The 24,828-nt window shown below is 64.6% G+C and carries 23 protein-coding genes and 3 pseudogenes; 14 read left to right on the forward strand and 12 right to left on the reverse strand.

The annotated features are described in order from the left end of the window. Positions 1-186: 186 nt before the first annotated feature. The 3 genes from AC2CQI_RS01680 to AC2CQI_RS01690 form a co-directional block, all read right to left on the reverse strand. Positions 187-2,691 carry a TonB-dependent siderophore receptor gene (locus AC2CQI_RS01680; RefSeq protein WP_484578927.1) on the reverse strand — a complete coding sequence of 835 codons (2,505 nt, stop codon included), beginning with the start codon at positions 2,689-2,691 and terminating at the stop codon, positions 187-189. A 103-nt stretch (positions 2,692-2,794) separates the two neighbouring features. After that, entirely contained in the window at positions 2,795-3,763 is a 969-nt protein-coding gene (locus AC2CQI_RS01685; RefSeq protein ID WP_075805357.1) for a FecR domain-containing protein, read from the reverse strand. Next, positions 3,760-4,275, reverse strand: coding sequence for a sigma-70 family RNA polymerase sigma factor (locus tag AC2CQI_RS01690; RefSeq protein WP_075805358.1), 516 nt, complete (start codon positions 4,273-4,275; stop codon positions 3,760-3,762). Before AC2CQI_RS01690 ends, AC2CQI_RS01685 begins: the two co-directional genes overlap by 4 nt. Before the next feature lie 262 nt (positions 4,276-4,537). Here AC2CQI_RS01690 and AC2CQI_RS01695 point away from each other — a divergent pair, with 262 nt between their 5' ends. The 6 genes and pseudogenes from AC2CQI_RS01695 to AC2CQI_RS01720 form a co-directional block, all read left to right on the forward strand. Beyond that, positions 4,538-5,788 carry a dienelactone hydrolase family protein gene (locus AC2CQI_RS01695; protein ID WP_484578928.1) on the forward strand — a complete coding sequence of 417 codons (1,251 nt, stop codon included), beginning with the start codon at positions 4,538-4,540 and terminating at the stop codon, positions 5,786-5,788. Between the two features lie 3 nt (positions 5,789-5,791). Continuing rightward, positions 5,792-6,577 carry an SDR family oxidoreductase gene (locus AC2CQI_RS01700; protein ID WP_484578929.1) on the forward strand — a complete coding sequence of 262 codons (786 nt, stop codon included), beginning with the start codon at positions 5,792-5,794 and terminating at the stop codon, positions 6,575-6,577. A 44-nt stretch (positions 6,578-6,621) separates the two neighbouring features. After that, entirely contained in the window at positions 6,622-7,860 is a 1,239-nt protein-coding gene (locus tag AC2CQI_RS01705) for a styrene monooxygenase/indole monooxygenase family protein (protein ID WP_484578930.1), read from the forward strand. Positions 7,861-7,872: 12 nt separating this feature from the next. Beyond that, a complete protein-coding gene (locus tag AC2CQI_RS01710) occupies positions 7,873-8,409 on the forward strand; it encodes a flavin reductase family protein (RefSeq protein WP_484578931.1) in 537 nt (178 codons plus the stop codon). Positions 8,410-8,449: 40 nt separating this feature from the next. After that, complete coding sequence (locus AC2CQI_RS01715; RefSeq protein ID WP_484578932.1) at positions 8,450-9,382, forward strand: SphA family protein; 933 nt, start codon at positions 8,450-8,452, stop codon at positions 9,380-9,382. 412 nt (positions 9,383-9,794) lie between these two features. Further along, positions 9,795-10,014 (forward strand): annotated as a pseudogene (locus AC2CQI_RS01720) (methyl-accepting chemotaxis protein); the annotation flags it as partial. A gap of 249 nt (positions 10,015-10,263) precedes the next feature. Here AC2CQI_RS01720 and catA read toward each other — a convergent pair. The 4 genes from catA to antA are packed head-to-tail and all read right to left on the reverse strand — an operon-like array spanning position 10,264 to position 14,133. Next, a complete protein-coding gene (gene catA / locus AC2CQI_RS01725) occupies positions 10,264-11,178 on the reverse strand; it encodes a catechol 1,2-dioxygenase (RefSeq protein ID WP_484578933.1) in 915 nt (304 codons plus the stop codon). 32 nt (positions 11,179-11,210) lie between these two features. Continuing rightward, on the reverse strand, positions 11,211-12,245 hold the full coding sequence (gene antC / locus AC2CQI_RS01730) for an anthranilate 1,2-dioxygenase electron transfer component AntC (protein ID WP_484578934.1): 1,035 nt from the start codon (positions 12,243-12,245) through the stop codon (positions 11,211-11,213). Positions 12,246-12,256: 11 nt separating this feature from the next. After that, entirely contained in the window at positions 12,257-12,748 is a 492-nt protein-coding gene (antB, locus tag AC2CQI_RS01735; protein ID WP_484578935.1) for an anthranilate 1,2-dioxygenase small subunit, read from the reverse strand. Next, positions 12,745-14,133, reverse strand: a complete 1,389-nt coding sequence (antA, locus tag AC2CQI_RS01740; protein WP_484578936.1) for an anthranilate 1,2-dioxygenase large subunit — start codon at positions 14,131-14,133, stop codon at positions 12,745-12,747. Before antA ends, antB begins: the two co-directional genes overlap by 4 nt. A gap of 202 nt (positions 14,134-14,335) precedes the next feature. On the opposite strand from antA, the gene AC2CQI_RS01745 reads away from it, so the two are divergent. The 3 genes from AC2CQI_RS01745 (at position 14,336) to AC2CQI_RS01755 (ending at position 17,750) form a co-directional block, all read left to right on the forward strand. After that, complete coding sequence (locus AC2CQI_RS01745) at positions 14,336-15,307, forward strand: AraC family transcriptional regulator (RefSeq protein ID WP_484578937.1); 972 nt, start codon at positions 14,336-14,338, stop codon at positions 15,305-15,307. Between the two features lie 325 nt (positions 15,308-15,632). Beyond that, positions 15,633-16,676, forward strand: coding sequence for an ABC transporter substrate-binding protein (locus AC2CQI_RS01750; RefSeq protein ID WP_484578938.1), 1,044 nt, complete (start codon positions 15,633-15,635; stop codon positions 16,674-16,676). A 120-nt stretch (positions 16,677-16,796) separates the two neighbouring features. Beyond that, positions 16,797-17,750: a D-2-hydroxyacid dehydrogenase family protein gene (locus AC2CQI_RS01755; protein WP_484578939.1), complete on the forward strand. Its 954-nt coding sequence runs from the start codon at positions 16,797-16,799 to the stop codon at positions 17,748-17,750. 7 nt (positions 17,751-17,757) lie between these two features. Here AC2CQI_RS01755 and AC2CQI_RS01760 read toward each other — a convergent pair whose 3' ends face one another. Then, a complete protein-coding gene (locus AC2CQI_RS01760; protein ID WP_178392045.1) occupies positions 17,758-17,898 on the reverse strand; it encodes a hypothetical protein in 141 nt (46 codons plus the stop codon). A gap of 309 nt (positions 17,899-18,207) precedes the next feature. Between AC2CQI_RS01760 and AC2CQI_RS01765 the strand changes: the two are divergent. Further along, positions 18,208-18,615: pseudogene (locus AC2CQI_RS01765) on the forward strand (NUDIX hydrolase); the annotation flags it as partial. Between the two features lie 21 nt (positions 18,616-18,636). Further along, a pseudogene (locus AC2CQI_RS01770) lies at positions 18,637-18,981 on the forward strand (glyoxalase superfamily protein); the annotation flags it as partial. Between the two features lie 32 nt (positions 18,982-19,013). On the opposite strand, the gene AC2CQI_RS01775 reads toward AC2CQI_RS01770, so the two are convergent. The 3 genes from AC2CQI_RS01775 to AC2CQI_RS01785 all read right to left on the reverse strand — a co-directional run bounded on the left by AC2CQI_RS01775 (position 19,014) and on the right by AC2CQI_RS01785 (position 21,482). Beyond that, positions 19,014-19,877: a sensor domain-containing diguanylate cyclase gene (locus AC2CQI_RS01775; RefSeq protein ID WP_075805373.1), complete on the reverse strand. Its 864-nt coding sequence runs from the start codon at positions 19,875-19,877 to the stop codon at positions 19,014-19,016. 238 nt (positions 19,878-20,115) lie between these two features. Continuing rightward, positions 20,116-20,811 (reverse strand): tRNA (adenine(22)-N(1))-methyltransferase, encoded by a 696-nt coding sequence (locus AC2CQI_RS01780; protein WP_484578940.1) that lies wholly within the window; start codon positions 20,809-20,811, stop codon positions 20,116-20,118. Positions 20,812-20,936: 125 nt separating this feature from the next. Beyond that, positions 20,937-21,482, reverse strand: a complete 546-nt coding sequence (locus tag AC2CQI_RS01785) for a lipocalin family protein (RefSeq protein WP_081430324.1) — start codon at positions 21,480-21,482, stop codon at positions 20,937-20,939. A gap of 139 nt (positions 21,483-21,621) precedes the next feature. Between AC2CQI_RS01785 and AC2CQI_RS01790 the strand changes: the two genes are divergently transcribed. From AC2CQI_RS01790 to AC2CQI_RS01800, 3 genes are all read left to right on the forward strand, one after another. After that, complete coding sequence (locus AC2CQI_RS01790; RefSeq protein ID WP_484578941.1) at positions 21,622-22,173, forward strand: chalcone isomerase family protein; 552 nt, start codon at positions 21,622-21,624, stop codon at positions 22,171-22,173. A gap of 2 nt (positions 22,174-22,175) precedes the next feature. Next, the gene (locus AC2CQI_RS01795) at positions 22,176-22,712 is read left to right on the forward strand and encodes a DUF3833 domain-containing protein (RefSeq protein ID WP_484578942.1); all 537 of its coding nucleotides are present in this window, start codon (positions 22,176-22,178) and stop codon (positions 22,710-22,712) included. 115 nt (positions 22,713-22,827) lie between these two features. Next, a protein-coding gene (locus AC2CQI_RS01800; protein WP_484577124.1) for an IS3 family transposase occupies positions 22,828-24,179 on the forward strand; the annotation gives its coding sequence in 2 pieces (ribosomal slippage) (positions 22,828-23,308 and positions 23,308-24,179; 1,353 coding nt in all). Between the two features lie 157 nt (positions 24,180-24,336). Here AC2CQI_RS01800 and AC2CQI_RS01805 read toward each other — a convergent pair. Next, complete coding sequence (locus tag AC2CQI_RS01805) at positions 24,337-24,828, reverse strand: DUF2878 domain-containing protein (protein ID WP_484578943.1); 492 nt, start codon at positions 24,826-24,828, stop codon at positions 24,337-24,339.

The following is a 24,828-nucleotide window of genomic DNA, read 5'->3' on the forward strand; positions in this document are numbered from 1 at the left end:
GAAGTAGACGCAAAACCCTGTGGGAGCTGGCTTGCCAGCGATAGCTATGGTGAGCTCACCGCCGCAATCGCTGGCAAGCCAGCTCCCACAGGGCACGTGTCGGCCTCCAGGCCATCGCTCCCAAGGGCGACACGCCGGTAAAGGCGTGGCCCTGGCAAGAGTACGTCGCAGCGTTCGCGCGGATGATCAGAACGTGCCCTTGAGGCTGACCATGAAGTTGCGCGGTTCACCGTAGAAGTTGCCCCACGACACTGCGCCCACGCTTTGGTAGTACTTCTTGTCGAACAGGTTGTTGCCGTTGAGCGCCACGGTCCAGTGCTCGTCGATCCGGTAGGCGACCCGGCCGCTCCAGATGGCGTAGCCGGCCTGGACCGAGGTCACTGCCGGCCTCGCGTTGTGTACCGAAACATCGCTCTGTGCGGTGACCCCGGCGCCAAGGCTCCAGCGCTCCAGCTCCCCGGCCAACTGATAGTCGCTCCAGGCCCTGAACAGGTGGCGGGGGAAGTAGGTGGTCGAGAAGGTCGGCTCCTGGGGGTTGCTGTTGGCGCTGTCCAGGTAGCGGGTCTGGGTGTAGGTGTAGCCTGCCAGCAGTTGCAGGCGGTCAAGGACCTCGCCGCTGACTTCCGCTTCGAAGCCCTGCGCCCGGACCTTGCCCACGTCGGTGTAGCAGTAGCCGTCCGAGGAGCCGATGCAGGTGCTGTCGTAGTTGGCTTCGGCGCGATGCTCCTCGACCGTGCGGAACAGGTTGAAGGCGGTATTGACGCGACCGTCCAGCAACTCGCCCTTGATGCCGATCTCGTAGCTGGCGCCGGTCTTGGGCTGCAGCGGACTGCCGGATTCGTCGGTGTAGGTGCTCTGCGGCTGGAAGATATCGGCGTAGCTGGTGTAGACCGACCAGTTATCGTCCAGGTCGTAGACCAGCGCGGCAAAAGGCGTGACCTGGCCGTTTTCCTGGCTGCGGTCATGCTGCCAGTAGTCCCAGGCCTGGGTATAGGAGTCGCGGCTGTTGCGGTACCAGCTCACCCGCGAGCCGAGGACGAAGGTCAGCGGTTCAGCCAGTTTCAGGCGCAAGGTGGCGTAGGTGCCGAACTGCCGGGTGTCCGACTCCGTGGGCAGCGGTCCGCCGCGGTAGGAGTTGGGCGGATAGTAGGCGTCAGCCGGCTCAGGCAGGTGCGGGTTGGGATTGAACGGATCCTGCGAGACACCGGGCAGGCCGCTCATGTTGATCAGCGCCCAGCGGTCGTGGGTGGTGGCACGGCTGGCGTTGGCGCCGACGACCAGTTCGTGGCGCAGGCCGAAGGCCTCGAACTTGCCGTCCAGGTACGCATCGAAGCCATAGTCGCTTTGGTCGTAGTCGAACACCCCGGAATAGACGGAGGACGGCGCCGCAGTCGCGCCCGGGGTGACGCCGCCCGGGGTTTCCGAGAGGGCGTACTTGATGTCCTGGTCGTTGTGGGTCCAGACGCCGGCGAACTTGAATGTCCAGTCTTCGTTCAGCCGGTGCGCCAGGTCGGCGAACAGCGTGGTGCGCTCGCTCTCCCAGTTGTTCCACGAGGCGCCGAGGCAGGTAGAGCGGCTGAGGTCGAGGCTCTTGCCGTTGCTGTAGCGGGGCAGGCCGTGCCAGCACGGGGTGGCGTCCAGGCGCTCATAGGCGATGCCCAGGCCGACGGTGGTGTCGGGGGTGATGTCGTAGTCCAGGGCGCCGTAGAGAATCTGGTCGTTGCGTTTGGCGACATCGTAGAAGTACTGGCGATCCTGCACCGCGACCACGGCCCGCCCGCGCAGGGTGCCCGATTCGTTGAGCGGGCCGCCGCTGTCCACCTGGCCACGATAATTGTCCCACGACCCGGCCGACAGGCTCAGGCTGGTGGAGGGGCTGGCCTGGCCGCGCTTGCGCACGAAATTGACCCCGCCGGCCGAGCTGCCGGAGCCCTTGAGCATGCCGGCGGCGCCCTTGAGCACCTCGACGCGATCGTAGAAGGCCATGTCGCCGGAGAAGCTGTTGGCCTGCACGTACTCGCCGCCTACATCCAGCGGCACGCCGTCGTACTGGTATTGGCCCTGCATCATGAAACCACGGGAATAGAAGTACTTGCCGCCCATGGGTGATTCGTAGGCGACGATGCCCGGGGTTTTCTCCATGGCCTGGTCGACGGTGTTGATGTTCTGGTCGTCCATGTACCTGCGGGTCAGCACGGTGACGGCCTGCGGGGTTTCGCGCAGGGTATGCACGCCCTTGCCGATGGTCACTGCCTGGGCGGCGTAAGCGTTGGTGTCTTCGCTGGTGGGGTCAAGACGCTGGCTGCTGATGGTGGTGGCGCCCAGTTCCATCGAGCCCTGCTCGTTGAGCAAAGGCCGCAGGGCATAGCTGCCGTTGCTTTGCGGTACCGCTTGCAGGCCGCTGCCTTGCAGGAGGATGGCGAAGCCCTGGTCGACGCTGTAGGTGCCGTCGAGTCCGCCGGACTGGCGCCCCTGGAGCAACGCCGCATCGAACGACAGGGCAGTGCCCGATGCCGAGGCGAAGGTGCTGAGGGCCGCCGTCAGGCTGCCCGCCGGGACGTGATACGACTGCATTGCGCCGGCTTCGGCAGCCTGGGCCAGGCCAGGCAGGCTAAGCACGCCGAGTGTGCAAAAGCCCAGGCGAATGGCCACGGCCACCGGTGTCAGCAGGCGTGCGTGCGGGTACTTCATGGTGTTCCTCCCCAAATGAAACCGTGCAAAACGGCATCTACTGAGGATTGGCCGAGCAGGGTGGGCAAACAGTGCAACGGGAATCGAAGTATTTTTTCGCGGCTTATGCGTGCGCCGGCAATACGCTGACCCAGTAGTCGGTGCGCCGCACGATGCGCAGGCCGAAGCCGCTTTCCAGGGCGGCGAGGGCGCGGTCGGTGTCGTCCAGGGGGAAGGCGCCGGAGATCTTCAGGCCAGCGATGGCCGGATCGCAGCGCAGCCAGCCGTGGCGATAGCGCGACAGTTCTTCGAGCAGTTCGCCGAGGGGGCGCTGGATGGCGATCAGGCTGCCGGTGCGCCAGGAGGCCACGCTGGAATCGCTCTGCCAGGGGGCGCCGAGGCGGGCGCGGTCGAAGCGCAATTGCTGCCCGGCTTCGATCCGCAGTACCTGATCACTGGCGGCGGGGCGGACTTCCACGGCTTTTTCCAGGACCGCCACCTCGCAGAACTGCGCCTCGGTCTGCACTGTGAAGCGGGTGCCCAGCGCACGGATCCGGCCTTGCGCGGTGTCCACCAGGAACGGCCGGGCCAGGCCATCGACCGCCGTCTCCACCAACACCCGGCCACTAAGCAGGCGCAGCAGGCGGCGCTCGGCGTCGAAGCGCACATCCACGGCGGACTGACTGTCCAGCAGCACCTGGCTGCCATCGGCCAGGGCCACGCGGCGCTGCTCGCCCACGCCGGTGTGATGGCTGGCCATCAACGCCGAGCGCCACTGGCTGTCCCAGCCGCTCCAGCCCACCGCGCCGACCCCGGCCAGCACCAGCAGTTGGCGCAGCACCCGGCGCCGTGACGCCCGGGAATGATTCAGCGCCGAAGCGGCGACAGTGCCCGGGACGCCTTCGACCATCTGCCGCACCGACTCGACCTGCTGCCAGGCCTGGCGGTGCAGCGGATCAGCGTTGTGCCAGCGCTGCCAGCCAAGGCGGTCGGATTCGCTCTCGATCCCCGACGACAGCCGCGCATACCATTGCGCCGCGCTGTGCAGGGCCTCGCGTTCGGCAGGGTTCAGGGCCGGGCGGACGGTACTCACAGCAACCCCATGCGGATCAGGCAGCAGTGTTCGATGGCCTTGGCCATATGGTTGTTCACCGTGCGCAAGGAGATGCCCTGGCGCTCGGCGATCTTCGGGTAACTCAGGCCTTCGAACTGCGACAGGATGAAGGTCTGGCGCACCTTGTCGCCGAGGCTGTCGAGCATGCGGTCGATCTCCATCAGGGTCTCGAGGACGATGGCCTGGGTTTCCTGGGAGGGCCAGGCGTCTTCGGGCAGGACGGCGAGGGCTTCGAGGTAGCTGTGTTCCAGCGCGCGACGCCGGAACAGATCGATCACCAGGCCCTTGGCCACGGTACTCAGGTATTGCCGGGGCTGCCGAATTTCCGTGGCCTGGCGGGCCTTGATCACCCGGACGAAGGTGTCCTGGACCAGGTCGGCGGCATCGCTGTGGTTGTCCAGGCGCTTGCGCAACCAGCCGCGTAGCCAGCCGCTGTGGCTGCTGTAGAGATCGTGGACGGCGGAGCGCAGGGCGAAATCGTCGGCGGACATGGGAAGGAGTCGCTAATGAGAATTTGTTGCAATTTCACCTTTTTGTAACGGATTTGGCAATGCCCGGATAACAGAACCCTCCGCATGGGCGGGGGTATCTACACAACCAGGGCGCTCCTGCAGATCCTGCGTTAGAAAAAGGGGACAGATTCATTATCCAAAAACTTTCCGCACCCAACGGACATTCCCCGCACCCAGCGGACAGCCCCGATCCCCCAACCCCGTGAAGATGTCTCCAACGTCAACGACTGGAGATATCGCAATGAAGGGGCATTACGTCTACGTCCGCTCGGACTCCGGCGAGCAGTTCCAGGCCTACCTGGCCACGTCCATCGATGGCCGTGGACCGGGCGTGGTCCTCTGCCAGGAGATCTTCGGGGTCAACGCGGCCATGCGCGAGGTGGCCGACCAACTGGCCGAGGAGGGCTACACCGTGCTGGTGCCGGACCTTTACTGGCGCCAGCAGGCCGGGGTCGACCTGGGCTACAACGAGGCCGATTTCCAGCGCGCCTTCGCCCTGTACGAAGCCTTCGACGAAGGCCACGGCATCCGCGATATCGCTGCGACCCTGGGCCATCTTCGTGGCCTGGACGCCTGCAGCGATGCCGGCCTTGGCGTGGTCGGCTACTGCCTGGGCGGCAAGCTTGCCTACCTCACGGCCTGCCGCCTGCCGGAAGTGGCCTGCGCCGTCGGCTACTACGGCGTCGGCATCGAACAGGCACTGCATGAACTGGAAGGCCTCAGCGGTCGCCTGGTCCTGCACTTCGCCGAGATGGACCGCTTCTGCCAGGCCGACGCCCGCGAGTCGATCATCAACGCACTCAAGCAGAAACCCGGCACCGAAGCCTACGTCTACCCCAATGTCGACCATGCCTTCGCCCGGCCCGCCGGGGATCACTTCCACAAGCCCTCGGCGCTGCTCGCCCATGAACGCAGCATCGCCGCACTGCGCCGCACCCTCGGCCCGGACTACAACCTGTCGGACCTGTGGGAAGAACATATCCGTCACGAGTTCGATACCCGCGACGTGCCGGCGACCATGGCGACCATGGTGCCCCAACCCTACGTCAACCATATCCCGACCATGACCGGCGGCGTCGGCTACCGCGAGCTGGCGCGTTTCTATCGCTACCACTTCGTGCATGGCAACCCGAAGGACATGAGCCTGACCCCGATCTCGCGCACCGTCGGCGCGTCGCAGATCGTCGACGAGTTCATCATGAGCTTCACCCACGACCGCGAGATCGACTGGCTGCTGCCGGGCGTGGCGCCGACCGGGCGCTTCGTCGAGATCCCCATGCTCGGGGTGGTCAAGTTCCGCGGGCCGAAGCTCTACCACGAGCATATCTACTGGGACCAGGCCAGCGTGCTGGTGCAGATCGGCCTGCTCGACCCTGCCGGCCTGCCGGTGGCCGGGGCGGTGACGGCGCACAAGCTGCTCGACGAAAGCCTGCCCTCCAACACGCTGATGCCCGGCTGGGCCGCCAGCGCCGACCTGCCGATCGAGGGCTGAGCCATGTCCATGAACCTGCAAGGCAAGGTGGCGCTGATCAGTGGTGGCGCGACTCTGATCGGCGCGGCAGTGGCCGCAGCGCTGGTCGCCGCGGGCGCCCGGGTGGCGCTGCTGGATATCGATCCCCGGGGCAGTGAAGTGGCGGCGGGCTTTGCCGAGGCCGGGCTCTTCATCGCCGTGGACCTGACCGACGATGCCGCGGTCAGCGACGCGCTGGGTCAGGTGCGCCAGCGCTGGGGCCGTATCGACATGGTGATCAACCTGGCGTGCAGCTACCTCGACCAGGGCATCGCCTCCGACCGCAATGAATGGCTGCGCGCCCTCGATATCAACCTGGTGTCGGCGGTGCAACTGGTGCGTGCGGTGCACCAGGACCTCAAGGCCAGCGGCGGCGTGGTGGTCAATTTCACCTCGATTTCCGCCGGCTGCGCCCAGACCGGGCGCTGGCTCTACCCGGTGTCCAAGGCCGCCATGGCCCAGCTCACCCGCTGCATGGCCATGGACCTGGCCGCCGACGGCATCCGCGTCAACTCGGTGTCGCCGGGCTGGACCTGGTCGCGGGTGATCGCCGAAGTCAGCGGCGGCGACCGTGCCAAGGCCGACCGGGTGGCCGCCGACTACCACCTGCTCGGGCGCCTCGGCGACCCGGCCGAAGTGGCCCAGGTGGTGGCCTTCCTCTGCTCGCCAGCGGCCAGCTTCGTCACCGGCGCGGACTACGCGGTGGACGGCGGCTACTCGGTGATGGGCCCGGAACGCAACCTGCCGGCCATTCCCCGGCTGGCGCAATAGATCGCTTTTTCCCCCAAGACATTCGAACAACAGGAGACACTCCAATGCGTCGCATCGCCATCGTCGGGGCCGGCCAGGCCGGACTCCAGCTGGGCCTGGGCCTGCTCGCCCACGGTTACCAGGTCAGCATCAGCACCAACCGCAGCGCCGAGCAGATCCGTGCCGGCAAAGTCATGTCCAGCCAGTGCATGTTCAACACCGCCCTGCAGACCGAACGGGACCTGGGCCTGAACTTCTGGGAAGAACAGTGCCCGGCAGTCGAAGGCATCGGCCTCAGCGTGCCGCACCCGGAGCAGCCCGGGCACAAGGTGATCGACTGGAGTGCGCGCCTGGAGCGCTACGCCCAGGCCGTGGACCAGCGCCTGAAGATGCCGGCGTGGATGGATGAGTTCGTCCGCCGTGGCGGCGAGCTGAAGATCGAGGATGTCGGTACCGCCGACCTGGAACGCCTGGCCGCCAGCCACGACCTGGTACTACTGGCCGCAGGCAAGGGCGAGATCGTCAATCAATTTCCACGGGATGCCGAACGCAGCCACTTCGACAAGCCGCAGCGGGCCCTGGCCCTGACCTATGTGAAGGGCATGACGCCGATGTCGCCGTACTCGCGGGTGGCCTTCAACCTGATTCCGGGGGTGGGCGAGTACTTCGTGTTCCCCGCCCTGACCCTGAGCGGGCCGTGCGAAATCATGGTCTTCGAAGGCGTGCCCGGCGGCCCGATGGACTGCTGGCAGGATGTGCAAACGCCTGAGCAGCACCTGCAGCGCAGCCTGGAAATCATCCGCCGTTACGTGCCGTGGGAAGCCGAGCGCTGCCGCAATGTCGAGCTGACCGATGCCGGCGGCGTGCTCGCCGGGCGTTTCACCCCGATGGTGCGCAAGCCGGTACTGGAGCTGCCGTCCGGGCTGCCGGTGTTCGGCATGGCCGACGCCCTGGTGGTCAACGACCCGATCACCGGACAGGGCTCCAACAACGCCGCCAAGTGCAGCAAGGTCTACCTCGACGCGATCCTCGCCCGCGGCGACCAACCCTTCACCGCCGGCTGGATGGAACAGACCTTCGAGCGCTACTGGGACTACGCCCAGCACGTGGTGGGCTGGACCAACAGCATGCTGCTGCCGCCACCCGAGCACCTGCTGCAACTGCTCGGTGCCGCCGGCCAGTCGCAGACCCTGGCCTCGGTGATCGCCAACAACTTCGACGACCCGCGCCGCTTTGCCCCCTGGTGGTTCGATGCCCAGGCTTGCCAGGCCTTCGTCGACAAGCTGTCCCGCGCCGCTGCCTGAGGAATGACCACGATGAACGCACTGCACCTGCTGCCTCCCGACCTGATCGCCGCCGACGGCAGCGAGCCCCGCGCCCTGCGCAACCTGCTCGGCCAGTTCGCCACCGGGGTCACGGTGATCACCACCCGTGGCGCCGACGGGCGCAAGGTCGGGATGACCGCCAACTCGTTTTCCTCGGTGTCCCTGGACCCGCCGCTGGTGCTCTGGAGCCTGGCGCGCACGGCGCCGAGCGTGAACGACTTCCTCAATGCCAGCCATTTCGCGATCAACGTGCTGGGCAGCGACCAGCACGGCCTGTCCGGGCACTTCGCGCGGCCGGCGGCGGACAAGTTCGCCGGCATCGGGCATGTCGAAGCCACGGCGGGTGTGCCGGTACTGGACGGTGCCATCGCCACCCTGGTGTGCCGCAACCTGACCCAGTACGAGGGCGGCGACCACCTGATCTTCCTCGGTGAAATCGAGCACTACCGACACAGCGGCGGAGAACCGCTGGTCTTCCACGCCGGGCAATACCGGGTCGCCATCGCGCACCCCGAACTCGGGCGTTGAGTCTCCTGCCTCCTACAACAACAGCAATGAGGAGCCTTGCATGAACAATCCGTGTTATCTGGCCTGCGCGCTTGCGCTCGCCACCGGCAGCGCCCAGGCCTATGACCTGCCGGTGGTCAACCTCGGGCTCACCAGCTTTCTCGACGGCGGCTTGCCGGCGGGGCCGGGCTGGTACCTGCAGCAGTACTTCCAGAACTACAGCGCCAACCGCCTGGTGGACGCCAACGGTGATAAGCTGGGCTTGCCGAAGACCCGCCTGGATTACCAGGTCGCGGTGACCCAGGTCAGCTACCTCTCGGACCTGCGCCTGGGCAACGCGAGCCTTGGCCTGAACACCGTGTTGCCTATCGTCACCAGAATGAAAGTCGATGATGGTCTCGACAATGCGGCGCTCAAGGACCAGGGCGGGGTAGGGGACTGGCTGATCGGCCCGTTTATCCAGTTCGACCCGATCATGGGCAAGGACGGCCCGCGCTTCGTCCACCGCATCGAGTTGCAGGTCAACCTGCCGACCGGTGAATACAGCGACAAGAAGGACATCAACCCGGGCAACAACGCCGTGTCGTTCAACCCGTACTGGGCGGCGACCTACTGGTTCACCCCGGACTGGACCGCCTCGGTGCGGGCTCACTACCTGTACAACTTCAAGAACCATGACCCGGGCTATGGCTTTGGCGATGCCGGCGATATCCAGGCCGGCCAGGCCCTGCACGCCAACTTCGCCACCGAATATGCGCTCACCCCGCAACTGCGCCTGGGGGTGAATGGCTACTGGCTCAAGCAGATCAGCGATACCCGGGTGGATGGTCATGAAGTCTCCGGGCGCCGGGAGAAAGTCTGGGCCATCGGGCCGGGGGCGATGTACAGCTTCTCCAAGGACGATCATCTGGTGTTCAACGCCTATTTCGAACAGGACGTGGAAAACCGTCCGGACGGGTCGCGGTTGCAGGTGCGTTATATCCACCACTTCTGATCGGAAGTTCTATCAGTGTTTGGCCTGCCGTTAGCGGCCAATGTCATTCAGTCGAGCCAACTGGGGCCGCTTTGCGGCCCTTCGCGAGCAAGCTCGCTCCCACCGGTTCTGCGCGGACCTTGTGGGAGCGAGCTTGCTCGCGAAGGACCGCGCAGCGGTCCCGGAACGCCAACTGATCAGCATTGGTGATTAGCGGCAGGCCTTTTTTTGTTTTTGAGGATGTGCCTTGGATTTCGATGCACTGATCTGCCGGACCGATCTGCAGGGGCGCCTGGTATTAACAACTGAGGCGTTCTGCCAGGCCCATGGGCTCACGATGGCGGTGCTACAGCACAAACCCCTGGACGACCTGCTGACCCACTGGTAGCGCGCCTGGCCCAGTCTGGGCGGACAGGCGCGGGACATGGCCGGAATGATCCGCGACGAGGTCCGGCAACTGGATTACCAACGCGATGCCAACCAGCAGGTGGCGACTGCGTTGCATGAGCTGGCGGCGACCATCCAGGAGGTTACGCGCAATGTCCAGGTTGCCAGCCAGTCCGCCAGCCAGACCAACCTGCTGGCGCTGAATGCCGCCATCGAAGCGGCCCGTGCCGGTGAGGCGGGGCGCGGGTTCAGTGTGGTGGCCGGGCAGTTGCAGGGGAATGTCGAGGCGATCGGAAGGAGTGTGGAGCAGGCGAGGGTGGCGGAGGGGTTGGGTGGGGAGTTGAAGCGTGAGTCGGAGAATCTCTTGAGCCTGGCCCGGTATTTCGATCGCTGAAGGTGTGGTGTTGCTGATGGCCTCATCGCTGGCAAGCCAGCTCCCACAGGGATCGCGTGCACCGCTGAACCTGTGGGAGCTGGCTTGCCAGCGATGGGGCCATCAAGTGCCCTGCAAAATCCTAGGCACCTTGCCCCTGCATCACCCGAGGCCGCTGGCTGCGTTCCTGGTCATCGGCACTCGCCGCCCCCTGCAGGGCGAAGTCGAAGCTCATATGCGCCTCACGCCCGTCCTCGCTGAAGGTCACGTCCCCCACCAGCCCGTCCCGCGTGGCATAGGCAAAGTCATCCCACAGGTACCGGTCACCCGACAGGTTGATCTGGGTGGTCAGGTGCCGGTACCCCGGCGCCGAGATGAAGAAGTGCACATGGGCCGGCCGCTGCCCGTGACGGCCCAGTTGGTCCAGGCATTCCTGGGTCGGCCCTTGCGGGTTGCAGCCATAACCGCTGGGCACGATGCTGCGCGCGCGGTAGCGCCCTTCGGCGTCGGTGAGGATGCGCCGGCGCAGGTTGTAGGCCGACTGGCTCTGGTCGAAGTACGAGTAGTTGCCCTTGGTATTGGCATGCCACAGGTCCACGGTGGCCCCGGCGATCGGCGCGCCGTCCAGGTCCAGTACCCGGCCCTCGAGGAGCATCACCGTGGCCGTGCCGTCCTCGCTGCCGTCGTCCATGCGCACCTCACCCTCGGCAATCGGTGCGCCGGCCACATACAGCGGCCCTTCGATGGTCCGCGGCGTGCCGCCGACCTTGCCGACCCTGGCATCGCGGGTATCGGCCAGCAGGTCGAGGAAGTGCTCCAGGCCCAGCCCGGCCACCAGCAGCCCGGCCTCGTTCTGCCCGCCGAGGCGGTTGAGGTAGTCCACGGCAGTCCAGAATTCGTCGTCGCTGATCTCCAGGTCTTCGATCAGCCGGGCGGCGTCCTGCAGGACCCGCAGGACGATGCGCTTCATCCGCGGGTTGCCATCGTCGTTGCGGTAGCCGGCAGCCTCCTCGAAGAAGGTCTGCAGGTCGGCGGTGTGGGAAATGGCTACGGTCATGATGTGTACCTCTCTTGTTGTGATTGTTCGGGTCAGCTTCGGGTCGTTGCGCTTTGCAGGAATTTCTCGGCGTAGATCTGCACCTCGCCCCGGGCCTGGTCGGCGACCCAGCCTTTCACTGCCTCGACCATCGGCGGCGGGCCGCACAGGTACAGGTCGAAGGGCTGGGCGTTCAGCCGCGCGGCGTCGAAGTGCTCGTGGATATAGCCGCGGCGGCCGCTCCAGCCGGCACCCGGCTGGCTGACCACCGGGGTGAACTCGAAGCCGGGGATGCGCTGGCGCAGGCCCTCCAGGCGGGCGGTCTCGCACAGGTCGGCTTCCTGGTTGACCCCGTAGAACAGCTGGATCGGGTAGCCGCAGTCGCCACGCTCGGCAATCTCGTCGAGCATGCCGAGGAAGGCCGACAGGCCGGTGCCGCCCGCGACCATCACCAGCGGCCGCTCGACCTGGCGCAGGTAGAAGCTGCCCAGCGGCGCCTCCAGCTGCATGTCCATGCCGGGGGCGCAGTGTTCGCGCAGGAAGTTGCTCATCACCCCGTCCGGCAGCAGGCGGATCAGGAACTGCAACTGGTTGCCGGGGTTCGGCCGGTTGGCGAAGGAGTAGGCGCGCCACTGGTCGGTGCCCGGCACCTGCAGGCGGGCGTACTGGCCGGGAAGGAACTGCAGGGTGTCGGCCTGGGCGCCGGCATCCAGGTGGAGGATCGCGGTGCTGGCCGAGACCTGCTCGACCCGCAGCACCTTGCTCTGCAGGCGCAGCGGTTCGCCTGCATGGCAGTGGCTGGAGTCATGGTCGAAGTAGAAGGTGGCATCGGACTGCACGCGGGTCTGGCAGGCGAGCATCTTGCGCTGGGCCAGGTCGCGGGCACTCAGGGCTTCGTCGTCGACGTACTCCTGCTCGTAGCGCCCGGACTCGCAGCGGCCCTGGCAGGTGCCGCACACCCCTTCGCGGCAGTCCAGCGGCAGGCTGATGCCCTGGCGCAAGGCGGCGTCCAGCAACAGCTCGTTGGGCTTGACCGCGATAAAGAAGGTCTTGCCGTCGGCGAAGCTGAGGGCAACGTTATGGGACATGGCGGCAGCCCTCAGAGGTGATAGAAATCGAGCACGGAGTCGATGGTGTCGTTGAGCAGCAGCACCTGCTTGCGGCGGATGCGGAAGCTTTCGCCGTCTTGGCGCAGTTGGTAGGTGCAGTGGCCGAAGAAGCTGCCCTGACGCCCCTGGCGGGCGTACAGGGTGTGCCAGGCGACCCGCGCCTCGAACTGCCCGTCCTGCAGCTCGCGGACCCGCAGGTTGCTGATCTGGTGCAGGGTGCGCGGGTGCGGGGTGGACGCCGCCGACTTGCCGGTGCGCAGGCGGAACACCCGGTCTTCCAGGCCGGAGCGGTCCTCGTAGTAGATGTACGAGAGGCCCTGGTCGGGGTCTTTGACATAGCGGTGCTCGCTTTCCCACTGCGGCAGGTGGAACAGGCTGTCCGGGTCGAACAGTTCCAGGTAGGCGTCCCAGTCCTGGGCGTCGCACAGCTCGGCCTTGCGCAAGAGGAACTGCTCGATGGCGTAGTGCAGGGAAAGGTTCATGCTTGGACTTCCTTCGGTTGCAGGGCGCGACGGGCCAGGCCTTCGAGCAGCAGGCGCTGCCAGGTGCCGTGCTGGTTGACGTAGAGGCCTTCGTGGGTGAATTCGCGGCCGGTCAGCACCGGCTGGATGCCCAGGGCTTCGCTGTTGGGAGTGGCGCCGTCGGTCCAGCGGTGATGGCCCCGGGAGATATCGCTCCAGCGTTCCAGGCGGGCCTGGAAACCGCGTTGCTGTTCGCGGAATTCCACCAGGTCGTCCGGCGTGCCCATGCCCGAAACGTTGAAGAAGTCTTCGAACTGGCGGATGCGGTTGCGCCGGTCGGCGGCGGACTCGCCCTTGACCCCGATGCACTGGCTGGTGACTTCGGTCTTGTTCCAGGCCACCGGACGGACGATGCGCAGTTGCGAGCTGATCTGGTCCATGAAGAACAGGCTCGGATAGATGTTCAGGTTGCGCAGGCGGTGCATCATCCACTCGGCGCGCACCTGCCCGTATTCGCTGACCAGGCGCGGCATGACGCTGGCGTAGCCCGGGCGCACGGCCGGGTTGGGCATATCACTGAACAGCACGCTGTGGCCGTTGTGGAAGCTGAACCAGCCGTCATCGGTTTCCGCATCGCCCGCGCCCAGCTTGCTGTAGTCCAGGGTGCTGTCGCCCTGGCCCTTTTCGGCATTGACCTGCTGGCGGTGCTGCACCGTCGACACGTAGTTGTAGTGCACGGTGCTGACGTGATAACCGTCCAGGCCGTTCTCGTTCTGCAGCTTCCAGTTGCCGTCGTAGGTGTAGGTGGACTTGCCCGGCAGCACCTCGAGTTCGCCGGTGGGGGACTGGGCCACCATCATGTCGAAGAAGATCCGCGCATCGCCGAGGAAGTCTTCCAGCGAGTCGCTGGCCTGGCTGTCGAGGCTGATGAAGACGAAGCCCTTGTAGCTCTGGATCCGCGCCTTGCGCAGGCCGCGGGTGGCCTTGTCGAAGCCTTCCGGGTATTCCCCCGGGGCCTTGACCTTCACCAGCCGGCCGTCGCTCTTGTAGCACCAGGCATGGAAGGGGCAGGTGAAGGTCGACTGGTTGCCCGAGCCCTGGCGGGTCAGGGTCGCGCCGCGGTGCTGGCAGGCGTTGATCAGGGCATGCAGTTCGCCGTTGCCGTCGCGGGTGATGATCATCGGCTGGCGCCCGGCGCGCAGGGTCAGGAAGTCGTTGGGCTGGCTGATTTCGCTTTCATGGCAGGCGTAGATCCACTGCTTCTCGAAAATCAGCTCCATCTCCAGCTCGAACAGTTCCGGCTCGGTGAAGATATCGCGGGCGACGCGGTAGACCCCCTCGACGGGGCGGAAGTCCAGGCAGCCCTGGACGTAGTCTTGCCATTGGCTCAGGTTGCGGGCGCTCATCGGGCGTGTCCTCGTTGTTGTGTTCTGTGCCGGATTGAAGCGCTGGTGGCGGGGGCGCTCTAGCCGCTTAGTGGGCGTTGACCAGCCATTTCTTCCGTCCTTGCAGCGGGTGGATGGCGGGCGGGCAAATAGCTGCAGAAAATGGATAGTGGGAAGGGCCGCAGAGCCCGGACAATCAAGTCAGTCCACCGAGGAGACGCCCATGCACCGTGCCATCGCCACCCTGCACACCCACAGCGCCGAACTGACCCAGGCGCAGCAGTGGATGAGCGCCATCTGCGGCCCGCACCTGCTGCGCTCGCGGCATCCCGAACAGCTCTGCTTCAGCCACCTGGGCACACGCCTGCCGGCGCTGGGCACGGTGCTCGGGCGGATCGCCTATGGCACGGCGGTGAATATCGATATCCGCTCGCTGGACGCCTACAGCATCAGCCTGCCCCTGCGCGGGCGGCAGCGCTTGCGCAGCGGGCGGGCGCAGGTGCGTTCGGATGCGGCGTGCGGGTTGGTGGTGTCACCGCTGGAGGCGCATTCGCTGGAGCTGGGCGGAGACTGTGAAAAGCTCCAGGTGGTGGTGCATCGGCGGGCGCTGGAGGAGGTGGCCGAGGAGATGCTGCAGCGACCCTTGCGCGAGCCGATCCGCTTTCGGGCGGAAATGGATATCGGCCGTGAGGAAGTGGCAGCCTGGTGGTTGAGTGTGCGCCAGTTGCTGGATAACTGGGGGCCGCTCAGCGCGCTGTATGCCCAGCCGCGGCTGGCACGGGATATGGAATGTTTGCTGATCCGGGCGTTGCTGCTGGCGCAGCCGAACAACTATTCGGATGAGCTGGAGCAGGGCGGGCAGGAGCGGATCCCGCATTACCTGGTCCGCGCCCGGCAGTTTCTCCAGGACCATGCCCGGGAGGCGCTGCGGCTGAACGATCTGGAGCAGGTGGCCGGGGTTTCGCGGGAGAAGCTATACGAGGCCTTCCGTCGCCATCACGGATTGACGCCGATGGCCTATCTCAAGCATTACCGCCTGACGGCGGTGCGCAGTGCCTTGCTGAGTGGCGGGGCGGCGGTGAGTGTGTCGAGCGTGGCACTGGAGTGGGGCTTCGGGCACCTGGGGCGATTTGCCAGTGATTACCGCAAGGCGTTCGGCGAGTCGCCCTCAGGCACGCTCGCGCGCCTGCGTTGAACACCGCCAGGCAAGGTCGACGAACACCCTATGGGCTTGCCAGCGATCAATGGCCCAGCAAAGCTTTTTCCTGCTCAACCCCAACATTTTTAATAATTTGCCTAACCCTGCGCCTGCCCCATCATCCGTCCTACTCGAACAACAAAAACGACGCGCACTCCACGCGCTCGATACCGGCCGGTGCCAGGACCGCTGAATAACAAGACCCGCACCCGCCTTACTGCCCTTTCAAGACTGTCTGTGCCAACCATGTCGGGGTCGACGACCCGCGCCAGCTGTTCGCGGCTACCCGGCATTTACCTTGAGACGTAGGGAGCAAGTGTCGATGTCTATGAAAATGCGTGCGTGCGCGTTGGCTGTACTGTCCACGTTGGCGGCGGGCCATGCCCTGGCGGCGACTGACCCGCTTACGGTGATCTCCTTCGGCGGCGCGACCAAGGCTGCCCAGAGCCAGGCCTATTTCAAGCCGTTCGAGCAGAGCGGGGCGGGCAAGGTGGTGGCCGGCGACTATAACGGCGAACTGTCCAAGGTTAAGGCGATGGTCAGCGTCGGGCAGGTTTCCTGGGATGTCGTCGAGGTGGAAAGCCCGGAACTGCTGCGCGGCTGCGAGGAAGGCCTGTTCGAGAAGATCGACCCGGCCCTGCTCGGCAACGGCGAGCAGTACATCGCCAATACCGTCAGTGAATGCGGGGTGGCCAGCTATGTCTGGTCCATGGTCATGGCCTACAACCCCGCGAAGCTGGCGACGCCGCCGGCGTCCTGGGCGGATTTCTGGGACACCGTCAAGTACCCCGGCAAGCGCGGCCTGCGCAAAGGCGCCAAGTACACCCTCGAAGCGGCCTTGCTGGCCGACGGCGTCAGCCGCGCCGACCTCTATAAAGTGCTCGCTACCCCGGCGGGCGTGACCCGCGCCTTCGCCAAGCTCGACCAGATCAAGTCCTCGATCCAGTGGTGGGAGGCCGGCGCCCAGCCGCCGCAATGGCTGGCGGCCAATGACGTGGTGATGTCCGCCGCCTACAACGGGCGGATCGCCGTGGCGCAGAAGGAGGGCACCCCTCTGGGCATCGTCTGGAATGGCGGCCTCTACGACCCCGACCACTGGGCCATCGTCAAGGGCTCGCCGAACAAGGCATTGGCCGAGAAATTCATCGTCTTCGCCAGTCAGGCGCAGAACCAGAAAGTGTTCTCGTCGAACATTCCCTATGGTCCGGTCAACAAGCAGACCCTGAGCGCCTTGCCGGCGGATATCCAGGCGCAGTTGCCGACGGCGCCGGCCAACCTGGAACAGGGGCTGCTGGTGGATTCGGGCTTCTGGGTGGATCACGGCGAGGAGCTGGAGGAGCGCTTCAACGCCTGGGCGGCGCGCTAGCCTCGACCTGGCCGGCCGGTGCGGGTTTACCCGGACCGCCGGCAAGTCCGGCTTCCCGAGACATTTCCATCGTGGTTCGGCTATTGTCACCCCTCTCGATCCCTCGCCTGGACCCTCCCGATGCACATAGTCATTCCCGACGATTACCAGCATGTGATTCGCACGCTCGACTGCTTCGCGCGACTGGCCGGCCATGAGGTCACCGTGCTTCACCACGTCCAGCCCGCATCCCTCGACGAACTCGCCGCGCGCTTCATCGATGCCGACGCCCTGGTGCTGACCCGCGAACGCACCCGCATCGACGCCGCCTTGCTCGAGCGCCTGCCAAAACTCAAGCTGATCAGCCAGACCGGCAAGGTCTCCGGGCATATCGATCTGGACGCCTGCACGGCCCGGGGCATCGTCGTTACCGAGGGGCGTGGCTCGCCGGTGGCGCCAGCAGAACTGGCCTGGTCGCTGATCCTGAATGCTCGCCGGCAACTGGTTCCGGCGATCGACGCGTTCAGGCAGGGGCGCTGGCAGGTCAACCTGGGCCAGGCCGTGGCGGGCCAGACCCTGGGTATCTGGGGCTACGGCAAGATCGGCCAGCGTCTGGCGCGTTATGCCCGGGCGTTCGACATGCCGGTGCTGGTGTGGGGCAGCGAAACCAGCCGGGCGGCGGCTGAAGCCGAGGGTCATCGGGCTGCGCTGTCGCGGGAGGCGTTCTTTGCCGAGGCGGATATCGTCACGCTCAACCTGCGCCTGTCCGACAGCACCCGTCACGGGGTGACCTTCGAAGACCTCAGCCGGATGAAAACCGACGCTTTGCTGGTGAATGTCAGCCGCGCCGAACTGATCGCGCCGGGAGCCTTGCTACGGGCGCTGGATGCCGGGCGGCCGGGGTTTGCGGCGGTGGATGTGTATGAGCAGGAGCCATTGCTCGATCCGCAGCATCCATTGCTCACGCATCCACGGGTGCTGGCGACACCGCACCTTGGCTACGTCGAGAAGAACGGGTACGAGTTGTATTTCGGTGATGCGTTCGACAATGTCGTGGCATTTTTCGAAGGCGTGCCGAAGAACGTCGCCAATTGAAACTCGGCTATTGAACGATGATCGCCTGTTTCAAATCGATCGACGGTACCGGTACCTGGCTGCGGCTGACTTCCAGCCATGCACGCATCTTCGGTGAATCGAAGATCTGGCCTTCGTTCATCATCAGCAGCACCAGCGACTGGGACATCCGGTAACACCCGCATTGTGGGCAGCGCCGCTCTTCCCACCCCGGGGAACACTCGACGGATTCGGCACGACCCGCGCAGATCAGACAACTCATAGGAACCCCCTGTGTTTTTGTTGGGTGGGGAAAACGAGTAATTAAAGGCTTGAGTATATGTTTCAAGTTCTTGCATGAGAATTTCATGCCAGATTCATAATGCTCAGGCCGGCAACTTTCAATAACGTTCATTTTTGTTTGCGATGCAGTTGTGACTGGTTGCAACTGCGCAGTGCCGTATGATGACAGGCCATCCGTTTCGACAAGGAATTCGTCATGCATCCCACCAAGGCCTGTGCCGTGGTCCTGTCCGCCGACCCGACCCCGCGCATTCTCCTGTTTCGCCACCCGGTGGCCGGGGTGCAGTTGGTCAAGGGCGGTATCGAGCCGGGTGAAACCCCGGGTGCGGCGGCCTTGCGCGAGCTGGCCGAGGAGTCGGGCATCACGGCCGCGACCCTCGAGGCCGACCTGGGGCTGTGGGCATCCGGTCACCGCGAGCAGGTCTGGTCCTTCCACCTGTGTCGTGTCTCCGGCCCTCTCGCCGAACAATGGTCGCACCAGACCCTGGACGACCATGGGCATTGTTTCGATTTCTTCTGGGCGCCTCTCGATCAGTTGCCGCTCGCGGACTGTGATCCGCTCTTCCAGCGCGCCCTGGAATTCGTTGGCAAGGCCCTGAAAGCCCGGCCTGCCATTCGTCTGGAGCGCGCCATCCCGATCCTGCGCATGTTCGATGAAACCAAGGCCCGGGAGTTCTATCTGGACTTCCTCGGTTTCGGGGTCGAATTCGAACACCGTTTCGAAGCGGACCTGCCGCTGTACCTGGGTATCCGTCGCAACGGCCTGCAACTGCACCTGTCCGAACACCATGGCGATGCCAGCCCGGGCACGACGCTGTTCGTACCGGTGCAGGGCATCGAGTCGTTACGGGATGAGTTGCGTAACAAACGCTATGGCTATGCCCGTCCGGATATCGTCGAACAGGGCTGGGGCAAGGTGCTGGAAGTGCATGATCCGTTCGGCAATCGAATCAGATTCTGCGAGGGGTGAACCATGGGTCTGCTGGCGGCCGGGTTGTTGGCTCAGCAAGCCCCTCTACGTCGCCGCTTGATCCGGTACATATCCCCGTCGGCATGGCTCAGCAGGGTGTCGGCGTCCTCGCCATTGGCCGGATAGCAGGCCACGCCGATACTGCAGGTCGGCATGGCCAGCCCGTCGAAGTCCGCGTCCAGCGGCTCGGCCATGACCGCGAGGATCTGTGCGACTTTCTCCGAGACGGCATTATCCGACGGGATGTCGGTCAGCAGCACGATGAACTCGTCGCCACCCATCCGCGCCACCGTATCGGTTTCGCGCACGCAGCCTTGCAGGCGCTGGGCGATCACGCAGAGCACGCGGTCGCCCATGGTGTGGCCGTGGTCGTCGTTGATGCCCTTGAAGTCGTTGATATCGAGGAACAGCAGGGCGAAGGTGGTCTTGTGCCGGTGGGCGATATGCAGGGCGGCTTCCAGGCGGTCGCTGAACAGGGAGCGGTTGGTCAGCTTGGTCAGCGGGTCGTGATGGGCGAGAAAGCGCAACTCCTCCTCGGCCTTGGCCAGGGCCGTGACATTGCGCGCCACGCCGATGCGCGCGCCGACTTCCTCGGACCAGAAGGCCGCCCAAAGGATGTACACCACGCCACCATCCTTGCGCAGGTAGCGGTTACGGAAGTCGAAATGCGGCTGACCGTTCATCACCCGGACGATGGAGGCGCGGGTCGAGGGCAGGTCTTCGGGGTGCATGTAGCGGGTGATCGGCGTGCCGACCAGTTCGTCGGCGCGGTAGCCCAGCAGGGCGTGGCAGGCATCGCTGACGAAAACGATCTGATCGTCCCGGTCGACCACGAACACCGTATCCAGCATCAGGTGGATAAGCTTGGGGTACAGCGCTTGCAGGTCAACGGGCATAAGTCAGGTAGTCCGGTTCGTGACGCTAGGGCATGGCCTGGCCGAATAAGGCCCGGGCGAGCGATCTGGCAGACTTCCTGTCGCTTGGCGCCGTTCTGGAACGGTGGTGTGGCGCCAAATACAGCGTACATAAGCAGAAAAACGATGACAGAAAAAGGGGATAAAAAGTGCGGGCTTGGGGATCAGGGAAAATATAGCTGGCGGTTTGATATCTTGGCGGACGGCGTTGATCGACATTCTACGAAATCAGCGCGCCAATCCATTTGATCTGCTGTGCCAGTTCCTGGGTCTTCTCTTCCGGCACCGCCCGCTTCGCCCCGCTCAATCCCGCCAGGGTCTTTTCCTTCAGGCGCAACAACCGCCGCCATTTCGCCAGGAACGCTTCGCTCCGCTCACGCAGCAGCAAGGGCCCGAAATACAGCTCCTCGGCGCTATACAGCACCGGCCCGTCGGGCTCGGCGACGATGATTTCGTAATCGAAGCGGTTCTCCCGCAGCACCTCCTCCGCGACGATCCGGTACCCGTGCGCCATCAGCCACAGGCGCAACGGCTGCCCGCCGCCATTGGGCTGCAGCACCAGGCGCTCATGGCCCTGGAGGCGTGCCTGGTCCGCTTCGAGGATGTCGCGAATGGTCTCGCCGCCCATTCCGCACAGGGTGATCACGTCGATCCGGTCCTGGGTTTCGATCGCCTGCAGGCCACTGGCCAGGCGCACGCTGATCGACGCCTCCAGCCCGTTCTCGCGGACACTGCGTTGCGCCGCCTGGAAGGGCGTCAGCGCTACTTCCCCGGCCACCGCGGCCTCCAGCAGGCCACGACGCATCAGCGCTACCGGCAGGTAACCATGGTCCGAGCCGATATCGGCCAGCCGTGCGCCGGCCGGCACATGGGCGGCGACGCGTTCGAGGCGTCGGGAGAGTGTCTGGTGGTTCAAGCGTGGAGCCCTTGTTCGGCGGCGGGGAGAGCGGATCGGCTGGCGATTCTGGAGGGCATTGCCCGTAATTTCAAATCCGCCTGACGATCCCCCGCGTACCGGCCAGGCCGAGGCCGCTATCGCGTTCAGGGCTGGCGCCAGATCAGCTCGCCGACGTCATACCCCTGCTTGCGGGCAATCCCGAGCAGTTCGCTGCGGGTGGAACTGCTGATGTCCTTGTCCCGCGACAGCAGCCACAGGTACTCGCGGTTCGGATGGCCGACCAGGGCTACCTTGTAGTCGGCATCGTGATACAGCACCCAGTACTCGCCCTTGGTCATCTCCGGCGCCAGGCGGCTGAACCAGTTGTCGAAGCGCACCCAGAGCTTGTCGGTCCGGCCCGGGACCTGGGCCTCGGCGATGCCCTTGGCTTCATTCCATTCCCCGTCCTTTTCCTTGCAGCGGTTGGTCACATCGATCTTGCCGTCCTCGCGCAGCCCGTAGTGCGCCTCGGACTGCACGCAGTTGCGCTGGAAGAACATCGGCAAGCGTGCCTGTTCGTACCAGGTGCCCTGGTAGCGCTTGAGGTCCACCTGCATGGTGGTCGGTGGCGGGGTGCCGTGGTCGGTGCTGGAACAGCCGGCCAAAGCCAGCATCACGCAGGACAGCAGCAAGGGTGTGCGCATAGCCATTTCGACCTCCAGGGGCTTGGGTAACCGGCTCTTGAAGATTGGAGGCGTCGCGTCCGGAAAAGTTGTACAAACTTTCCCGACGAAAACTGTACAAACAGATATACCTGCACAGGATGTCCCCCCACGAGGAGTCAGGCCCATGGCAACTGCGGGCGAACGTCGCTGGCTGGTCCGGATCGCATTCTGCCTGCTTGCCCTGTCGACCCCGGCCCTGGCCGACTGGCAGGCCGTGCTGCCGGGCGCTCGCGCCGTGGGTAGTGGCGATTTCACCTGGTTCGGCCTGCGCCTTTACAGCGCACGGACCTGGAGCCCGGCCACGCCGCTGAACTGGGCGCAGCCCTTCGCCCTGGAGCTGACCTATCACCGGCGCCTGTCCCGGGACACCCTGGTCGAGGCGAGCGTGGACGAGATGCGCCGGCTGCAGGGCGACAAACTGTCTGAGGCGGTGCTTGAACGCTGGACTGCGCAAATGCGCGAAGCCTTCGTCGATGTGCAGCCGGGCATGCGCATCACCGGGGTCTACCTGCCCGGGGAGGGTTGTCGTTTCTACGTCGGTGACCAGTTGCGCCATCAGGTCGCGGATGTCGCGTTCGCCCGGGCCTTTTTCGCCATCTGGCTGGACCCGCGGGCCCGTGATCCACAGCTGCGCCAGCGCCTGGTCGGGCTGGCCCCGGAGAATCGAGGAGAGTGACGATGCGCGCCTTGTTGACTGCGCTGGTCTGTGTGCTGCTGACGGCTTGCGGCAATGTCGAGGTCGAGGACTATGCCCAGGAGCAACCGAAGTTCGACCTTGTCGCCTTCTTCGACCGGCCCGTGGAGGCCTGGGGCGTGTTCCAGAAGCGTTCGGGGGAGGTGGTCAAGCGTTTTCACGTTCAGGTCACCAGTCGCCGTGACGGTGACAAGCTGATCCTCGATGAGCGCTTCGTCTACAGCGATGGCACCCGCCAGCAGCGGACCTGGACCCTGGTGCCGGACGGCCCGGGCCGCTGGCGCGGTACCGCCGGCGACGTGATTGGCGAGGCGCTCGGCGAGGTCGCGGGCAATGCCTTGCATTGGCGCTATCGCCTGGACCTGCCGGTGGATGGCCGGCACTGGACCATGGATATGGACGACTGGATGTACCTGATGGACGAAGACACCCTGATCAATCGCACGCGCATGAGCAAGCTGGGTGTGGAGGTCGGGCAGATCACCCTGTTCTTCCGGCGCTTGCCGCAGGGTACGCCATGAGTCAGGAGTGTTGGAGGTTCATGGTGTAGCTGTCGGCCTCATCGCTGGCAAGCCAGCTCCCACAGGTTGGACTGCCCCCAAGAAATTGGAGACTAATCCAACCCTTGGGGGAGTTATGAAGTACACCGAACAGTTCAAGCTGGCAGCCATCACTGCCTATCTAGAGGGCAGTGATGGTTTTCGAAAGGTAGCCCAGCATTTCAACATCGATTTCAGCCTGCTGAGGCGCTGGGTGGCCAGCTACAAAGCTCGCTCCACTATCAGTTCCATACCTCATAGTCAGCGCTACCACATCGACTTCAAGCGCAGAGTTGTGCAGCACATGCGCGAGCACCGGCTTTCCCTGCGTCAAACGGCAGCGCATTTTGGCTTGGGCCAGTCCTCTCGGATAGGCATTTGGGAGGACCAGTACTACAGTGGCAACCTTGCCTCCTCTGCCTCTCAACGAAAAAAGCCTACCGACGTGTCCAAGAAGATTAAGCCACTCAAACCCACTGATACCGACGACGCGCTGAAGCCACGAGATCAGCTCATGGCGGAACTCGAGTATCTGCGCATGGAGAACGCTGTCCTAAAGGAGCTGAAGGCTTTGAGAGAGGAGAAGGAGCGAAGGCAAGAGAAAAAACGCTGATCGTTTCCAGACTCCGAACCCGGTTCCCGCTGTCAGCGTTGCTGGACTTGGTTGAGTTGTCGAACAGCACCTTCTATTACCAGCTCAAAAGCCTTCAAAGGCCGGATAAACACGCCCATCTGAAAGAACTAGTGAGTCAGGTCTATCACAAGGAAAAAGGGCTCTATGGGTATCGGCGCGTGACGCTGGCGATCAAGAATCAAGGCGTCCTGGTGAACAAGAAGGTTGTGGAGCGACTGATGGCAGACCAAGGTTTGCAGGCGGTAGTGCGGCCTAAAAAATATCGGTCCTATCGAGGAGAGGTAGGCAGGATTGCCGAGAATCTGCTGGAGCGGAACTTCATCGCCCAGCGGCCCAATCAGAAGTGGGTAACTGACGTAACCGAGTTTAAAGTGGCTCAGCAAAAGCTCTACCTCTCACCAGTGATGGACCTGTACAACAGTGAGATCGTGGCCTACGAGATCGCTCGCCGGCCCAGCTATGAGCTGGTGGGGAACATGCTGGAAAAAGCCCTGAGTAGCTTGGGAAAGGAGCCGAAGCTGGTCATTCACTCTGATCAGGGGTGGCATTATCAGCAGCGCCAATACCGAGAAAAGCTTGAGCAGCGCGGCGTAAAGCAGAGCATGTCGCGCAAAGGGAATTGCCTGGATAACGCCGCTATGGAAAGCTTCTTCGGCACGCTCAAGTCGGAGTTTTTCTACTTGAAACGGTTTGAGAGCGTCGAAGAGCTGATCACCGGCCTAGATGAGTACATCCGCTACTACAACCATGACCGCATCAAGCTGAGGCTAAATGGCCTAAGCCCCGTCGATTACAGGGCTCAGGCCGCTGGCTAAAGCTGTCCAACTTTTCGGGGGCAGTCCAGGTTCACCGCAGCCTTCAGGAATGGTGGTGTGCCAGTGCCGATATGGGTCAGGGATCACCTCGGACCTTGAGCCTGGCACAGAACCTGTGGGAGCTGGCTTGCCAGCGATAGCGGTAGTGGCCTCACCATCAATGGGCATGGGGCTGCGCCCAACGAAGGCAAATCGGAAACCACAGCCCCCAAAGCGGCGCCAGCACCAGTACCGTCCCCAAGCTCCCCAACGGCAACCCGACTCCCGCCAGCCGAGCCCCCGCCAGATAAGCCAAAGGCCCGCCGATCATTCCACCCACCACCCCCAGCCAGACCGGCGTGCGCATCCAGCCCAGGCTATGCCGCAACCCGCTGGCCAGCACCAGCCAGAGCAGCGCCAGCCAGATTGGCAGCGGCGCAAAGTCGAATACTCCGAAAACGCCGAGCAGCGAGTCGAGCACGCAGCCCGCCAGCCCGACCCCAAGCACCACCCGCACTTCCGCCCGCCAATCCGGGCAAAACCGCAGATGCACGATCAACCCAACCCCGACCGCCCATAACAGCCACGAATGCCGGGCGCCGAGCACACAACCCCACCACCCGGCCTGCAGCCACAGGGCGTTGCCGACCAGCCACGCCCGCCGCGACAT

Source organism: Pseudomonas sp. P2S-1 (assembly GCF_057197725.1).

Coding starts and splice junctions, on each gene's coding strand:
- AC2CQI_RS01680 (WP_484578927.1), bottom strand. CDS start 2,691: ATGAAGTACCCGCACGCACGCCTGCTGACACCGGTGGCCGTGGCCATT.
- AC2CQI_RS01690 (WP_075805358.1), bottom strand. CDS start 4,275: ATGTCCGCCGACGATTTCGCCCTGCGCTCCGCCGTCCACGATCTCTAC.
- AC2CQI_RS01695 (WP_484578928.1), top strand. CDS start 4,538: ATGAAGGGGCATTACGTCTACGTCCGCTCGGACTCCGGCGAGCAGTTC.
- AC2CQI_RS01700 (WP_484578929.1), top strand. CDS start 5,792: ATGTCCATGAACCTGCAAGGCAAGGTGGCGCTGATCAGTGGTGGCGCG.
- AC2CQI_RS01705 (WP_484578930.1), top strand. CDS start 6,622: ATGCGTCGCATCGCCATCGTCGGGGCCGGCCAGGCCGGACTCCAGCTG.
- AC2CQI_RS01710 (WP_484578931.1), top strand. CDS start 7,873: ATGAACGCACTGCACCTGCTGCCTCCCGACCTGATCGCCGCCGACGGC.
- AC2CQI_RS01715 (WP_484578932.1), top strand. CDS start 8,450: ATGAACAATCCGTGTTATCTGGCCTGCGCGCTTGCGCTCGCCACCGGC.
- catA (WP_484578933.1), bottom strand. CDS start 11,178: ATGACCGTAGCCATTTCCCACACCGCCGACCTGCAGACCTTCTTCGAG.
- antC (WP_484578934.1), bottom strand. CDS start 12,245: ATGTCCCATAACGTTGCCCTCAGCTTCGCCGACGGCAAGACCTTCTTT.
- antB (WP_484578935.1), bottom strand. CDS start 12,748: ATGAACCTTTCCCTGCACTACGCCATCGAGCAGTTCCTCTTGCGCAAG.
- antA (WP_484578936.1), bottom strand. CDS start 14,133: ATGAGCGCCCGCAACCTGAGCCAATGGCAAGACTACGTCCAGGGCTGC.
- AC2CQI_RS01745 (WP_484578937.1), top strand. CDS start 14,336: ATGCACCGTGCCATCGCCACCCTGCACACCCACAGCGCCGAACTGACC.
- AC2CQI_RS01750 (WP_484578938.1), top strand. CDS start 15,633: ATGTCTATGAAAATGCGTGCGTGCGCGTTGGCTGTACTGTCCACGTTG.
- AC2CQI_RS01755 (WP_484578939.1), top strand. CDS start 16,797: ATGCACATAGTCATTCCCGACGATTACCAGCATGTGATTCGCACGCTC.
- AC2CQI_RS01760 (WP_178392045.1), bottom strand. CDS start 17,898: ATGTCCCAGTCGCTGGTGCTGCTGATGATGAACGAAGGCCAGATCTTC.
- AC2CQI_RS01775 (WP_075805373.1), bottom strand. CDS start 19,877: ATGCCCGTTGACCTGCAAGCGCTGTACCCCAAGCTTATCCACCTGATG.
- AC2CQI_RS01785 (WP_081430324.1), bottom strand. CDS start 21,482: ATGGCTATGCGCACACCCTTGCTGCTGTCCTGCGTGATGCTGGCTTTG.
- AC2CQI_RS01790 (WP_484578941.1), top strand. CDS start 21,622: ATGGCAACTGCGGGCGAACGTCGCTGGCTGGTCCGGATCGCATTCTGC.
- AC2CQI_RS01795 (WP_484578942.1), top strand. CDS start 22,176: ATGCGCGCCTTGTTGACTGCGCTGGTCTGTGTGCTGCTGACGGCTTGC.
- AC2CQI_RS01805 (WP_484578943.1), bottom strand. CDS start 24,828: ATGTCGCGGCGGGCGTGGCTGGTCGGCAACGCCCTGTGGCTGCAGGCC.